The organism is Candidatus Albibeggiatoa sp. nov. BB20 (assembly GCA_016744725.1).
Taxonomy (GTDB): domain Bacteria; phylum Pseudomonadota; class Gammaproteobacteria; order Beggiatoales; family Beggiatoaceae; genus Albibeggiatoa.
Genome location: JADGDW010000124.1, coordinates 1 through 14,660, shown reverse-complemented (window position 1 = coordinate 14,660; position 14,660 = coordinate 1). Strand labels below are relative to the sequence as shown.

Annotated in this window: 16 protein-coding genes and 1 pseudogene; 13 read left to right on the top strand and 4 right to left on the bottom strand. The window is 38.0% G+C overall.

All coding sequences use genetic code 11. From position 1 onward, the window contains the following. Positions 1-728 (top strand): hypothetical protein (locus ABXH34_RS13450; protein WP_353572399.1); only part of this gene is annotated, 728 nt, incomplete at its 5' end. Between the two features lie 177 nt (positions 729-905). Here ABXH34_RS13450 and ABXH34_RS13445 read toward each other — a convergent pair. Next, on the bottom strand, positions 906-1,394 hold the full coding sequence (locus ABXH34_RS13445) for a HyaD/HybD family hydrogenase maturation endopeptidase (RefSeq protein WP_353572398.1): 489 nt from the start codon (positions 1,392-1,394) through the stop codon (positions 906-908). Between the two features lie 193 nt (positions 1,395-1,587). Between ABXH34_RS13445 and ABXH34_RS13440 the strand changes: the two genes are divergently transcribed. The 3 genes from ABXH34_RS13440 (at position 1,588) to ABXH34_RS13430 (ending at position 4,859) form a co-directional block, all read left to right on the top strand. Continuing rightward, a complete protein-coding gene (locus ABXH34_RS13440; RefSeq protein WP_353572397.1) occupies positions 1,588-3,360 on the top strand; it encodes a ShlB/FhaC/HecB family hemolysin secretion/activation protein in 1,773 nt (590 codons plus the stop codon). A 158-nt stretch (positions 3,361-3,518) separates the two neighbouring features. Beyond that, positions 3,519-4,265 carry a YebC/PmpR family DNA-binding transcriptional regulator gene (locus tag ABXH34_RS13435; RefSeq protein ID WP_353572396.1) on the top strand — a complete coding sequence of 249 codons (747 nt, stop codon included), beginning with the start codon at positions 3,519-3,521 and terminating at the stop codon, positions 4,263-4,265. Between the two features lie 147 nt (positions 4,266-4,412). Continuing rightward, the gene (locus ABXH34_RS13430; protein ID WP_353572395.1) at positions 4,413-4,859 is read left to right on the top strand and encodes a pilin; all 447 of its coding nucleotides are present in this window, start codon (positions 4,413-4,415) and stop codon (positions 4,857-4,859) included. Positions 4,860-4,979: 120 nt separating this feature from the next. Here ABXH34_RS13430 and ABXH34_RS13425 read toward each other — a convergent pair whose 3' ends face one another. The 3 genes from ABXH34_RS13425 to ABXH34_RS13415 form a co-directional block, all read right to left on the bottom strand. Further along, positions 4,980-5,528, bottom strand: a complete 549-nt coding sequence (locus tag ABXH34_RS13425; protein WP_353572394.1) for a hypothetical protein — start codon at positions 5,526-5,528, stop codon at positions 4,980-4,982. An 84-nt stretch (positions 5,529-5,612) separates the two neighbouring features. Beyond that, the gene (locus ABXH34_RS13420; protein WP_353572401.1) at positions 5,613-6,653 is read right to left on the bottom strand and encodes a PhoH family protein; all 1,041 of its coding nucleotides are present in this window, start codon (positions 6,651-6,653) and stop codon (positions 5,613-5,615) included. A gap of 93 nt (positions 6,654-6,746) precedes the next feature. After that, positions 6,747-7,319 (bottom strand): hypothetical protein, encoded by a 573-nt coding sequence (locus ABXH34_RS13415; protein ID WP_353572393.1) that lies wholly within the window; start codon positions 7,317-7,319, stop codon positions 6,747-6,749. Positions 7,320-7,516: 197 nt separating this feature from the next. On the opposite strand from ABXH34_RS13415, the gene ABXH34_RS13410 reads away from it, so the two are divergent. From ABXH34_RS13410 to ABXH34_RS13370, 9 genes and pseudogenes are all read left to right on the top strand, one after another. Beyond that, a complete protein-coding gene (locus ABXH34_RS13410; protein ID WP_353572392.1) occupies positions 7,517-8,863 on the top strand; it encodes a muramidase family protein in 1,347 nt (448 codons plus the stop codon). Between the two features lie 480 nt (positions 8,864-9,343). Then, positions 9,344-10,018, top strand: a pseudogene (rpsB, locus tag ABXH34_RS13405) (30S ribosomal protein S2); the annotation flags it as partial. A 488-nt stretch (positions 10,019-10,506) separates the two neighbouring features. After that, positions 10,507-11,376, top strand: coding sequence for a translation elongation factor Ts (tsf, locus tag ABXH34_RS13400; RefSeq protein WP_353572391.1), 870 nt, complete (start codon positions 10,507-10,509; stop codon positions 11,374-11,376). A gap of 3 nt (positions 11,377-11,379) precedes the next feature. After that, entirely contained in the window at positions 11,380-12,099 is a 720-nt protein-coding gene (gene pyrH / locus ABXH34_RS13395; protein WP_353572390.1) for a UMP kinase, read from the top strand. A gap of 115 nt (positions 12,100-12,214) precedes the next feature. After that, complete coding sequence (gene frr, locus ABXH34_RS13390; protein WP_353572400.1) at positions 12,215-12,772, top strand: ribosome recycling factor; 558 nt, start codon at positions 12,215-12,217, stop codon at positions 12,770-12,772. Positions 12,773-12,838: 66 nt separating this feature from the next. Next, a complete protein-coding gene (gene uppS / locus ABXH34_RS13385; RefSeq protein ID WP_353572389.1) occupies positions 12,839-13,570 on the top strand; it encodes an undecaprenyl pyrophosphate synthase in 732 nt (243 codons plus the stop codon). Beyond that, entirely contained in the window at positions 13,567-13,989 is a 423-nt protein-coding gene (locus tag ABXH34_RS13380) for a DUF2887 domain-containing protein (RefSeq protein ID WP_353572388.1), read from the top strand. The genes uppS and ABXH34_RS13380 overlap by 4 nt, the downstream gene beginning before the upstream one ends. Positions 13,990-14,010: 21 nt before the next feature. Then, positions 14,011-14,208, top strand: coding sequence for a hypothetical protein (locus ABXH34_RS13375; RefSeq protein WP_353572387.1), 198 nt, complete (start codon positions 14,011-14,013; stop codon positions 14,206-14,208). Then, the gene (locus ABXH34_RS13370; RefSeq protein WP_353572386.1) at positions 14,205-14,423 is read left to right on the top strand and encodes a hypothetical protein; all 219 of its coding nucleotides are present in this window, start codon (positions 14,205-14,207) and stop codon (positions 14,421-14,423) included. The genes ABXH34_RS13375 and ABXH34_RS13370 overlap by 4 nt, the downstream gene beginning before the upstream one ends. The last annotated feature ends 237 nt before the right edge of the window (positions 14,424-14,660 follow it).

Below are 14,660 nucleotides of genomic sequence, written 5' to 3'. Positions count from 1 at the left end.
CATTACAAGAAACTGTAGAACAACAAGCAGCAACTATTCAGCAACTCACTGATATTGTAGCTAAAAACGAAGCTCGTCACCACTCACTTGAACGTATGATACGTTGGATGGGAGTTGGTGTTTTTGTCCTAGCAATTATGTTCGTTATTCCTATGAAGCAAGAGTTATTTAGTGTTGCTCATGCGAATGAGGTTGATGAACAACAGCCAAGGACTCTTATGCCAACTTGTGGGCAACTTCCTCAAATGCCATGTGACCAAGTTCAAAGTATGCTAATGACGATGTTTGGGCAAATGATGGCTGAAGCTGGGAAAGAGCTAGCTCCAGTGGCAAAACAAGCGTATCAAGCTATATTGGGTCACTCAGAAAATTATTTGGCGTTTATGAGTGTAAATATTAAGGATAAAATCAATGATTTAGAGAATAAACTTGCACATGCTCCAGCAGGAAGTGACAAACAAAAATACTTACAGAGTAAAATCAATGAGCTTAAAAGTATTCTTGATTTTGGTGCAAATATGACTTTAATGGATCATATTGCCAATATTGACTACGATTTTAATAATTTGGCAGATGTTGGCTATGCAATACCTAAAATGATGGCAGATATTGATAACATGTCAAAACGTATGGATATTATGGCGTTTGATATCCATAATATGGCAGCGGCAGGCGTACCTGTCATGGGTCGGATGAACAATGCGACAAGCTGGATGCCTGGGTGGTAAGCTATAGTCAATTTCGTTTTGGGTATTAGGACTGGCAGTCCTATAAAACTTTAAATATCAATTATTTTTAAGACCTTAAGGACTGCCAGTCCTGATATCATTTTAGAATAAAACTTACTATGGCGGTTAACTATCAACGCCCAATACATATCTCTCTAAATTGAGCGTTGATCATTTTTAAATAGTAGACTCAAGTTTCTTCAACTCAACATTATTTTGCTGTAAAGCCTCAATGACATGTTCAACCAAAATAGGTAATTTTTCCGCGACAATAGGAGTTAATTCTGTACTCAACTCTAAATTTTTAGGCACAACACCAAATAATAAAATTTTATTCGGTGACTTTGCAATCAAATCCGCAGCAGCTAATACATCAGCAATACCAATTTGGTGGGGTGACAGCTTAGAAGCAAAAAATTTTGGAATTTCATCATCTTCCATTGTCACTACTGTTCCCACAGGTTTGTTACTTGCAACGGCATCCAATATAATCAATAAATCAATATCAATAATATGCCCTAACAACTCCATACCCATTGTGCCACCATCCAAAATAGTTACATTATCGGGGTGATCGTAATTTTTCATTAAATACTCGGCGGTATGAACCCCTATACCCTCATCTGTCAATAAAATATTGCCTACGCCCAAGACCACAATTTGCATAATGCCTCCAAATCTTTATTAATTGTAAAATATAAACATTTTTCAGATATGTGAAATGTTCAAAATACAATAATTTATCACTACCACAACCATTTGAACAAAACGCAGAAAATCGGTATCATTGGCTAAATAGTCTGATTTAAATATTAAAATAAGCAAGCCATTAAATATTCTAAAAGAGGTAACTCGAACCGTGTACCACTTCATTCAATCCAGTTTGATCTTTTTAGGGGTAACTATTTTATCTCTAAATGTTGGGGCTGTGGATAATAACTCCATCGAGCGTGATTTATCGTCTGGTTCAGACCGCTTGAACTCGGAGTTTGCCGAGCCAAAAGCCAGTATATTACCCCCATTGCCACCTTTACCTGATTTATATGAAAGTGGAAAAGCACCGTTGTCCGCACTACCTACAGTAGATGTAGGCAAGTTTAAATTTAAAGGAAATACCGTATACAGTAGTGAATTTTTATCTGATTTAGTAACAGACTATCAAGATCGTCAGATTTCTGCTGAAGAATTACAGATGGTTAAAAATATTATCACTCGTAAATATATTGAAGCGGGCTACATCAACTCAGGCGCAATTATCCCAGATCAGCAAGTTGAAAATGGTGAAATTGAGCTAGAAATTATTGAAGGCAAATTGATTGACATAGACATCACTAATTTAAAAAATAATGGTGAAGAAGGTCGGCTTTATCCTAACTATATTAAAGGCCGTGTGGGTGGTAACGATGGTGATGTATTAAATATTAATACCTTGCAGGAACGTTTGCAATTATTACATCAAAACCCATTATTCCGCCGAATCAATGCTGAATTAGGGCCGGGTATTCGCCTAGGTGAAGGCATTTTAAAATTGAATGTAACAGAAGCAACGCCTTGGGAATTGGGTGCTCGTTTCAACAATCATCGCTCTCCTAGTGTTGGCTCATATCGTGGTGAAGTGTTTGGAGTGCATCGCAATTTACTTGGTTTAGGCGATAGTATTTACTTGCGTCTTGGTTTGACTGAAGGCCTCAGAGATTATAGCTTAAATTATTCAATTCCTGTCAGTAGCCGTTATGGAACAACCTTAGCGTTTAGTGCCGAACGTAGCGATGCAGAAGTAGTATCAGAACCTTTTAACCAACTCAATATTGAAAGTGAAGCTGAAACCTATGCACTCGGTATTACTCAGCCATTAATTAAAACCCCTAATCAAGAATTGAATTTGGGCTTAAAACTTGAGCGTCGTAGTAGTACAACCTATATGTTTAAAGGCACGCCGCTTGAACAAAAATTCTCATTTTCACCCGGTGTTCAAGATGGTGAAAGTCGTATTTCTGTATTACGTTTTTCACAAGACTGGTTAGATCGTAGTCGTACCCGAGTCATTGCCGCTCGCTCAAGTTTTAATTTTGGGTTCGATGCGTGGGATGCCACAATTAATACTGATGGTTCTCCAGATGGTCAATTTTTCACTTGGTTAGGCCAATTTCAATGGGTTCAAAGAATTGCTGCATTGGGTAGCCAAGATACACAGCTTTTAATTCGTGCTGATATGCAGTGGGCAAATGAAGATTTATTACCATTGGAAAAATTCTCAGTAGGTGGTGCATCAACAGTCCGAGGCTATCGTGAAAACCAAATGACACGTGATAATGGCTTAGTCGCGTCAATTGAGTGGCGGATTCCTGTTGCTAAATTAGCTGTACCAGGTATTAGTAAAGATACTGATGACGGTATATTACAAATCGCACCATTTTTGGATTATGGACGGGCTTGGAATGCGGATGCGGATACACCAAAACCTGACAATATTTCTAGCGTAGGTTTGGGTTTGCGTTGGATGCCAAGTCAGCGGGTCAATGCTATTTTATACTGGGGTCATGCACTGCGTAATGTAGGTGATCAACAAGACGATGATTTACAAGATGATGGCATTCACTTTGAGGTTAACTTTAGTTACCCTTTTGAATAATAATTGAATGCTCTTTTAGAATGATCTTTTGGCAACTTCGTGTTGCCTTTTGTTTTTGTAGTACAAGTGCTTAAATCTTTGAATATTTATATTTTGAGTGATTTAAATATTGAGTCACTTGAATAGTGTTTAACTTTTCTAATTTAAAAGATGGACTTATGGCTGGACATAGTAAATGGGCTAATATTCAACATCGCAAAAGTGCTCAAGATGCGAAACGCGGAAAATTATTTACTCGGTTGATTCGTGAAATCACCGTAGCAGCGCGTATGGGAGGAGAAGACCCTGATGCAAATCCCCGTTTAAGGGCTGCCATTGATAAAGCACTTGGCAGTAATATGACCAAGGACACGATTGAGCGTGCTGTTAAGCGTGGTGCTGGCACACAAGACGGTGATAACTTTGAGGAAGTACGCTATGAAGGCTACGGACCAGGTGGTGTTGCCGTGATGGTTGATTGCATGACCGATAACCGTAACCGTACAGTAGCGGAAGTGCGCCATGCATTTAGTAAATCAGGTGGTAATTTAGGTACTGATGGCTCAGTTTCTTATTTATTTAGTAAAGCAGGCTTATTAAGCTTCAATGCTGATGCTGACGAAGATGCAGTCATGGAAGTGGCATTAGATGCAGGTGCAGAAGACATTGAGCAAAATGAGGATGGTTCATTCGATATATTGACAGCCCCAGAAGATTTTTATAGTGTTAAACAAGCTTTAGACAAAGCAGAACTCATTTCCGAGCAAGCTGAAATCACCATGAAGCCAGCAACTAGCACTGTATTAGATTTGGGTGGTGCAGAAAAAATGTTACGTTTATTGAATATGTTAGAGGAATTAGATGATACACAGCAGGTCTATTCTAACGCAGATATTCCAGAAGATGTGATGGCACAACTAGACTAACTAACAACATTAAAACCATGTACTGATCCAGCTTCAGATTTCTCATATTAAGCTGATAAATAGCATTAAATTTTTGGGTGGCATATCTTCTGCTAAAGTCTAAAATATATAACATGTTTTAAACTTTAAAATCTTGGAGGAAAAGTCATGCAACAGCGTGGTTTTAGTATTGTTGAATTAATGATTGTCGTTGGAATTATTGGTGTGATTGCAACTTTTGGACTACCACTTTATAGTGATTACATGACCCGTTCAAAGGTATCAGAACCTTTAACATTGCTTAGCGGCCTTAGACAGCCGATGGCTGAATATCATTTGACTTGGAATACTTGGCCTACAATAGCAAGTATTGGCGGAAAAACTACAGGGCTTTATACCAGTGTCATAGAGTCAGGAGGACCTATTAATTTTGATTACAAAGGTAGTAGCCAAGAAAGTTTTTATGTAGAGGCAACCATGAAACCAGAAAACGCTAATATCGGTGGTAAACAAATTAGGCTGGTTTATGTGCTTGAGAGCCGTGATTGGGTTTGTACTTTAGAGGGTACATCTGATCCAATTCCAGAACAATATTTACCTGCTTCTTGTCGTTAACATATTAATTTGACAGCCCTATATAGTCGTTTTATTCTAAGATGATACAGGACTGCCAGTCCTAACACCCAAAACGAAATTGACTATATTACAAATTAAGAACTGTCACATTGTTTAGTTTTAATTAATGAGGTTTGAGGCAATTTGTTTAATGCTATTGTTTTGATATTGATAAACAGATTGTCTTTTACCACCTGAGGCGCAACAATCTTTATCGCCTTGCTGGTAAATAGGGAATTCATGGATTAATTGATTTTGATATACATTATATTTATCAAAGCCCCGGTAACCTTGTTGCTGGGCAGAACTCAATACTGGCAAGAAGCGTGAGTTAAAATCATTGCCTGTCCATTCATGTAATACTAATTCTCCATATTCCCCTGTTTCGACAGATGCTGAAAAAATCAATACTTCAAACAAGCCATCGTTGTCTAAATCTGTGACCCACATTTGTTGAACAGGTTCACTTTGTTTTGCCAGTACTTTTAGAGTTTGCCCTCTACTTTGCACAATCATTTGATAAGTTTGTAATGAGCAACTATTACCATCGGTATAAACCCGTATCTGATAATGAGCATAGGTTGCTGTTTTATCAAATTTACAATTTGCATTCACGGTAAAGCTCAGGCTCAATAAAATAAAAGCACATAAAAGCTGGAATGTTTTCATTAGTCTCTCCTAAATTCTGATTACGCACTAGTATATTAGAAGGATGCTACTTGTATACCAAGCTATTTGCAATCTGAACCTGTATTAATTTGACTTTGTTTTATCTTCCAATGCAGCTTGTTTAGCTTCGGCGATTTCATAAGCCCCAATAATGCGCGAGACTATAGGGTGGCGCACCACATCTTTAGCCGCAAAATAAGTAAAGCTGATACCTTCAACTTCGTTTAATATATCCATTACTTGGCGTAAACCAGACTTAGTGTGTCGTGGCAAATCAATTTGGGTAATATCACCTGTAATCACCGCAGTTGAGCCAAAACCAATCCGGGTTAAAAACATTTTCATTTGTTCAACCGTGGTATTTTGTGCTTCGTCCAAAATGATGAATGAGTCATTCAAGGTTCGGCCACGCATATAAGCTAATGGCGCAATTTCAATCTCTTGACGTTCAATCAATTTCGCCACACGCTCAAAACCCATCATTTCATACAAAGCATCATAAATTGGTCTTAAATAAGGATCGACTTTCTGGGCTAAATCACCCGGTAAAAACCCTAAACTTTCACCTGCTTCAACAGCAGGTCTGACCAAAACAATTCGTTTTACTCGTTCTAATTCTAAAGCCTCTACAGCACAGGCTACGGCCAAATAGGTTTTACCACTACCTGCAACCCCAATCCCAAAATTAACGTCATGACGCATAATGCGATTTAAATATTTACGCTGATTTTCTCCACGGCCTTTAATTGTGCCACGTCGAGTACGTAAAATAACTTCAGCTCCTTCAGGTTCAGCACGTGTTTTTCGACTTAATTTTTCTAGCTCTTCTCGTGCCGCCGTTTCAACATTGGCGGGCTGGGAAAATAAATGAATTCGTTCTGGGCTTAGCTGTTCTTCATTGGTTGCTTTATACAGTTGATTTAACAGTGTAACAACGTCATTCACCGCTTGTTCTGTACCTTCAACCCGAAACTGATGACCACGGTTACTAATGACAACCTGAAATCGTTGTTCTAACTGCTGTAAGTGCTCATCAAATTGTCCACATAAATTAGCTAAGCGTTGGTTATCTACTGGCGAAAGTTCAAAGTCTGTAGTAACAGGGGTTTGGATTGCTATATTTATACTCAAAATATTTTTTCTTTAGTAAAATCAAAATAGTTGCTCGTATTTTAACATAGCAATTTAGTGAACTAAATATAAAGTTATTATTAACTTCTAATAATGATCGCCTGTTGCATGACAATATTGCCAATTAACACCCGTCCATTGTTTAAGCTGAGATAAAAATGTGTCATTTGGAATCGCTTCACCCTCAAAAACACCCCAAATACTAATCATTTCACGGCCAAAACCTGCTTTATTACGCCAATTCAATTCAGTGATATTGACTATTTGTTGGCATTCTGGACAAGTATACGAATCGCAAGATTTATCTTGTTGCCATTGTTTAATGATAATGCGCCAATGAGATATTTGATTTTTACAGTGTGGGCAACGTGGTGGCCTCATTTGCTGAGCATGAAAAAATTGGGTTTCGGACTGTGATGAAGTTATTTCAATATGACAAAAATTCATATCATTCACGTCTTCAGGTAATTCAGTTTGAATAAAAGGCGAACAACCCAAAAACATAATATGCTGAAAAAATTGCTGCCCAACTAAATAATGGATGTGTTGTTTAAAATCAAATTTACCGCTAATTAATTGGGCTTCAGTGAGCAAGCTAATAAAATCTGTTGTATTATCTATGTGTTGTTGTGGAAATAAAATCAATCTAGGTTGTAGCACAATTATTCTCTTACAATAAAAATTGATAGGTTCGTTAATAATGTACGGCCTGAATTGAGAAATCAATACAAAATGGATTACTAAAATTGAGATTCCCTTAATACATCAGTTGATTTGCAAGACTTCTTTATGCAAGAATAGCCGTTAGTTTTTGTGAATTTTATTTGAATATTCCCCTATTTGGAGTTTAAAGCCGTATGTTTGCTCATCCCACAAAACTACGCACATTGATTGGCTTAATCGTGCTTGTTTATTTGCAAGGCTGTGCCCTAGACCCCTATGCCAAAAAGGAAGATGTTCCGACGGCGACTGATCCTGTTGCAACTTATCCAACCTATCCGCCGACGCCGACCCAGCCTGAGCAACCTTATACGCCACCGCCTTATACAGACCCTGTTGTTGTAGATACACCAACGACAACTGTGCCTAATAATCCTAGCTATGACACAACGACTTATCATTATGTTCAAACAGGTGAAAATTTATACCGAATTGGTTTAGCTTATGGCGTGACTACGAATGATTTATTGCGTTGGAATCCGAGTATAAATCCAAATGATTTAAGAATTGGACAACGTTTAGCCGTGTCTGGTTCACCAACATCAAGCACATCGCCTGTTGTCACTTATCCCATTGACAATACACCGACAACACCTGATTTTGGTTATGATAACCCTCCTCCTGTTATAACAACGCCTGTTGTGAATACGCCGATTGGAGCAAGCTATCATGTCGTACAAGCAGGTGATAATTTATATCGGATTTCTAAAAAATATGGTGTTACCGTTCAACAATTACAGGCATGGAATGGTGGACTGTCACCTTCTTCATTATCTGTTGGGCAGCGTTTAGTCGTCAGTGCTGGCAGTTCGTCCGCTCCTGTAGCAGCAGTGCCAAGCGGTGGTTCTAGTTACCATACAGTTCAACGTGGTGATACTTTATATAATATTTCACGTCGCTATGGCATAAGTGTAGATCAGTTGGCTAGTGGCAATGGTTTATATCCTCCGTATCCTGCTTTGAGTGTTGGTCAAAAATTATCTATTGGTCGTGGCAGCAATAATGCAGGCACAACGACACCAAGTACAACAAGCACTCAATATCATGTCGTACAAGCAGGTGATAATTTATATCGGATTTCTAAACAATATGGTGTAACAGTTCAACAATTGCAGGCATGGAATGGTGGCCTATCACCTTCTTCACTATCTGTTGGGCAGCGTTTAATTGTATCGTCAAATAGTGGTTTAGCGTCTCAGTCCTCCTACTATACTGGCAATGCTTATAATAATACTTATACATCGCCATCAAGTAGCAGTACAAATAGCAGTAATTACAGCTTATTATCAAGTAGCCGTATTACGAGCCCTGCAACACCTACTCCATTAGCAGTGAAATCTCCAAGCTATCATATTGTGGCAAACAGTGAGACTTTATCCAGTATTGCTAAAAAGTATGATGTAACAACCCATGAATTGGCTATTTGGAATGGTATTGGTACACCTTATACGGTATTTCCAGGCCAAAAATTATTAATTCCATAAAAAGCCAACTCATATCCTGATAGGAAAAAGCTAAGTATGAGCAACTTGGCTTTTTCCTATCAGCCTTTTTCTACTCTATTAATCAGGGTAATCGTATTGAAAAAGGATATAGGTTTATATCGTCATGAATTATGAAGTCATTATGGATTATCTTTGATAAGATTTTCAGTATTTAAACTAAGAAGCTCAAGACGGTTCATAAAAAGTTTCAACTCAAGAACTCATCCCGCTTTCCTGCCTAAATTTCAATACTCTTGAATAATATTCTATAAGTAATTTCAAATAAGTGCTGTAGCACCTATAAAAATCCGTTATAATAAACGGTTTTAATTTGCTATCAATCATTGTCATCACAGCATGACTTATGATATAAAGCAAACGCTTTAAATACACACATGTATCGTCACATATATTAGGGTGCTCGTCCGAGTCAATATATGGGATACATGGAGGTATAAAACCCTATTTTAGGAGATTTTTATGGCTGATATGTCAATGCGCCAAATGTTAGAAGCTGGTGTTCACTTTGGACACCAAACTCGTTTTTGGAATCCTCAAATGCGTCCTTATATTTTCGGGGAACGCAACAAAATTCATATTATTAACCTTGAAGAAACATTACCACTCTATCTTGATGCGGTAAACGTCATTGGTAAATTAGCCTCTAAAAAAGGCAAAATTTTGTTTGTGGGTACTAAACGTGCAGCGCAAGAAGTAGTAAAAGCAGAAGCAGCTCGCTGTGGAATGCCTTATGTTAACCGTCGTTGGTTAGGTGGTATGTTAACCAACTATAAAACCGTTCGTTCGTCTATCAAACGTTTGAAAGATTTAGAAGCGATGACTGAAGATGGTACATTTGACCAATTGACCAAAAAAGAAGCGTTATCACTTACTCGTGAATTAGATAAGTTAGAACGCAGCTTAGGCGGTATTAAAGACATGAGTGGCTTACCTGATGCATTATTTATCATCGACGTTGGTCATGAAAAAATTGCGGTCAGCGAAGCTAAAAAATTAGGCATCCCTGTGATTGGTGTAGTGGATACAAATAACAGTCCTAACAATGTTGACTATGTTATCCCTGGTAATGATGATGCAATTCGTGCAATTAGCTTATATGCTAAAGGTATTTCGGATACGATTATCGAAGCTAAAGAAGCCACTATGGAAATCATGCCAGACGTTGACGCAAAACCTGAGCCTGAAGCAGTTGTAGAAGCGGCTCCAGCACCTGTTGAAGTAACACCAGCAGTTGTAGAAGCAGCTCCAGTACCTGCTGAGGTAACGCCAGCAGTTGTAGAAGCGGCTCCAGCACCTGTTGAAGTAACACCAGCAGTTGTAGAAGCAGCTCCAGCAGCACCTGTTGTTGAAGCAACAGAAGCCGCTGAACCAGTTGCAGACAAACCTGCTGAAGCGACTGCATAAGATATTTGTTAAACTCATTCTGACGGTCTTTCCGTTGGAATGTGGTTTTAGATACTCCATATCTTGACAGAATAAATGATGATGCAGAGCATCTAGGCTGACACCACGCAAAGCATGGTAACTAGATTTATAATTCTTAGATCAACTTTAAGACAGCCAGTCTTTATATTAATTAAAAAACACCGAATTTATTAAGTATTTTAAAGAGGTTAAACACAATGGCGATTACAGCCGCTTTAGTTAAAGAATTACGTGAGCGCACTGGGGCTGGCATGATGGAATGCAAAAAAGCCTTAGTTGAAACAGATGGCGACATCGAAGCAGCCATTGAAACCATGCGTAAAGCGGGTCAAGCCAAAGCTGAGAAAAAAGCGGGCCGTGTTGCTGCGGAAGGCTTAATTGTTGTACAAGCAGATGGTAATAAAGCCGCTATTGTAGAAATTAATAGTGAAACAGATTTTGTTTCTAAAGCGGATGATTTTAAAGACTTCTGTAATGGTGTTGTTGCAAAAGCATTGGAAGCACAGCCTGCTGATTTAGATGCCTTATTATCGACTGACTACGGTAACGGCAAAATAGTTGAAGAAACACGCAAAGACTTAATTGCTAAAATCGGTGAGAATGTCTCAGTACGTCGGTTTTCATTGATGGAAAGTGCACAATTAGGTGTTTATTTACATGGTAGTCGTATCGGCGTTTTAGTTGATATGGAAGGTGGCAACGAAGAATTAGCCAGAGACGTAGCAATGCATGTTGCAGCGAGCCGTCCACAATTCACTAATGCAGATGAAGTCCCCAGTGACATCGTTGAAAAAGAAAAAGCAATTTTAATTGCTCAAGCCGAAGACAGTGGCAAACCACCTGAAATTATCGAAAAAATGGTCGGTGGGCGGATCAAAAAATTCTTAGGTGAAATTACTTTAGTCGGTCAACCATTTGTTAAAGACCCAGACCAAACTGTTGAAAAATTATTAAAAGCCAATGGCGCGACAGTAAAAAGTTTTGTACGTTTTGAAGTAGGCGAAGGGATTGAGAAAAAATCTGAAAACTTTGCTGAAGAAGTGATGAAACAAGTACAAGGAAGCTAATTCATGTCAACTACTACTCCACATCAGCGTGTTTTACTTAAACTCAGTGGCGAAGCCTTAATGGGCGATGATCGTTTTGGGATTAATGCTGAAATTCTAGGCCAAACAGCACAAGCGGTGAAAGACATCGTACAACAAAATGTGCAAGTGGGTTTAGTTGTGGGTGGTGGTAATATTTTTCGGGGCGTGGATTTATCAGCCAGTGGCATCGAACGTGTGACTGGCGATCAAATGGGCATGTTAGCAACGGTCATGAACGGTCTGGCGTTGCAAGATGCGCTTAAAAAAATTGATGTTGATGCACGAGTGATGTCAGCATTACGCATTGATGGGGTTTGTGAGCATTATTCCAGTCGTCAAGCAATTCAGCATTTAGAAGCAAGCAAAGTCGTGATTTTTGTCGCGGGCACAGGTAATCCATTATTTACTACTGATTCTGCTGCCAGTTTGCGTGCGATTGAAATTAAAGCAGATTTGATGATTAAAGCCACCAAAGTTGATGGTGTTTATGATGCTGATCCTGTTAAAAATCCCAATGCAAACAAGTTTACAACACTGAGCTATGATGAAACTATTACACGTCAATTAGGTGTTATGGATATGACGGCTGTGGTTTTGTGCCGTGAACACAACATGCCATTGCAAGTATTAAATATGAGCAAATCAGGTGCGTTATTACGTGCTGTGATGGGGCAAAATGAAGGCACATTAATCCATTCGTAACCATTAGGACTGGCAATCCTAAATTTTTAAAAATAGATATAGACCTAGAAAATAACGTGAGGACGGCCAGTCCTTCATCATAAAATCAAAAAGAGGCAAAAGCATAATGAGTGAAATGATGCAAATGGTACAAGACGATGCCAAAGAGCGCATGGGCAAAAGTGTTGAAAGTCTTAAACATGAATTCGTCAAAATCCGTACAGGTCGTGCACATACCAGCTTATTAGATCATATCAAAGTTGATTATTACGGCTCAGAAGTCCCTATTGCTCAAGCAGCCAGTGTCACCATATTAGACTCAAGAACTTTAGGTGTGACACCCTTCGAAAAAGCCATGTTAGCAACAGTAGACAAAGCGATTTTAAATTCTGATTTAGGTTTAAATCCTACCAATGTTGGCAATATGCTGCGTATCCCATTGCCTCCAATGACAGAAGAACGTCGCCGTGATTTAGTTAAAATTGTGCGTAATGAAGCAGAAAATGCCAAAGTTGCAATACGTAATATTCGCCGTGATGCTAATCATGAATTCAAAAAATTATTAAAAGAAAAAGACATTTCTGAAGATGATGAACGTCGTGGAGAAGAGAGCGTTCAAAAGCTAACCAATACATTCATTGCTAAAGTGGATGATGTGTTGAAAGAAAAAGAAGCTGAGTTAATGGAAGTTTAAGTGGTGATAGTGAGTTGTTGATACGCTCGCTGTTAATGATTTATAGTCAACTGTTATAAGCATCCAATGAGTGATTCTCAAATCCCGCGTCATGTTGCGATTATTTTAGATGGTAATGGACGCTGGGCAAAAAAACGTTTTTTACCGCGCATTGCTGGACATAAAGTCGGCTTAGACACCGTCAAACGTATTGTCCGTTATAGCGCAGAGCAGGGCATTGAAGCATTGACTTTATTCGCATTTAGTAGCGAAAATAGCCGACGACCGAAAGATGAAGTCGGTATGCTGTTTAAATTGTTTTTAGCAGCAGTCAAAAGTGAAGTGCAAGAATTACATAAAAATAATGCTCAGTTACGGGTCATTGGTGATAAAACGGTGTTCCCTGCTGAGTTACAGCTTTATATGGAAGAAGCTGAGCAAATGACGCGAGACAATACAGGGATTAAATTAACCGTTGCTGCTAATTATGGTGGTCGTTGGGATATTTCTCATGCGGTACAGCTGATTAGCCAAAAAATTGAACGGGGCGAATTATCAGCTAGTAATGTTAATGAAGACTTGATTAGTCAACATGTAAGTACACAGGGCTTGCCTGAACCTGATTTATTTATTCGTACAGGTGGTGAAACCCGGATTAGTAATTTTTTGTTGTGGCAATTGGCTTATACTGAGATGTATTTTACAGATACTTTATGGCCTGATTTTGATGAGAAAAAATTTCGACTAGCATTAGATTCTTATGCAAAACGTGAGCGACGTTATGGGCGTACTAGTGAGCAAGTGACTAAAACAAAATGACTGATAAAACCCATTTAGGTACAGATCATCCGTTTTACTTGTTGATGAAATTCAATGGTGGTAGTATTTTAAAATTATTGAACTTTCCGCCTGAGCAAGTTGATAATTATCATTTTGATGCGACTGTTTTAAAAGAAAAACGTTCAGAGCCAGATATTCAAGGGATTCCATTTTTTGAAAATGATCTGGGGCGGATTTTAATTGAGTTTCAGGGTTATAAAGATAAATTTATCCGCCATCGTGTTTTGCTAGAATTGATGCAATTATGTGTAGTTGGACATTATGAGAAGCGAGTTCAAACCGCGATTATTTACACAGATGCGGAATGTCAGCGAGTAGCGTTACCACTAAATCACGTTGCACCTGAGTTACATTTAGAGATTCAAGAAATAGTATTAACTGATTATAACTTAGAATAATTATTAAGCATTGATCCACAATTGGTTGTATTAGCTCCATTTGCGCAGCCAAAACAAATAGATAAGCAAGAATTAAAACAAGAAATTCAAGACTGGACAAGCACCCTCAAACAAGTCTATGCTAGTGATAAGCAACAAGATGCTTTAAATGTGTTAAGCTTATTTTTACTGGATAGATTTAGACAATTCAGTCATGAGGAGATTATGCAAATCAAATGATGCACTTTAATTTATTAGATACCAGAGCAGGACAAGATATTTTGCATATTGGTAAAATAGAAGGCATTGCTGAAGGTGCTCTTAACGAAAAGCGTAATACAGCAAAACTTATGCTACTTGAAAATATGCCTCTTGAAACCATTTGTAAATTTACTGCTTTATCAGAACAAGAAATTATTGCTTTAAAGCCTGAAATAGAAAAAATGAAACATTAATAAATATGGCTATAAATCTAAAGTTTAATTTATTAGAAATATAAGCCTGATAAAATATTTACAATTTGGGCAAAAAAGATAACTAAAAAAATGTTGCTCAAAAATATATCAATTATTGAAATTGTTTAGAAATTACAGATTTATCAGAATAAGAAATAAATACTTTAAAAACAAAACTATAATTATAAAAAATCAAACACCTTAACAGCTAACCAAATCTGGCGTATGCCTGTCCTA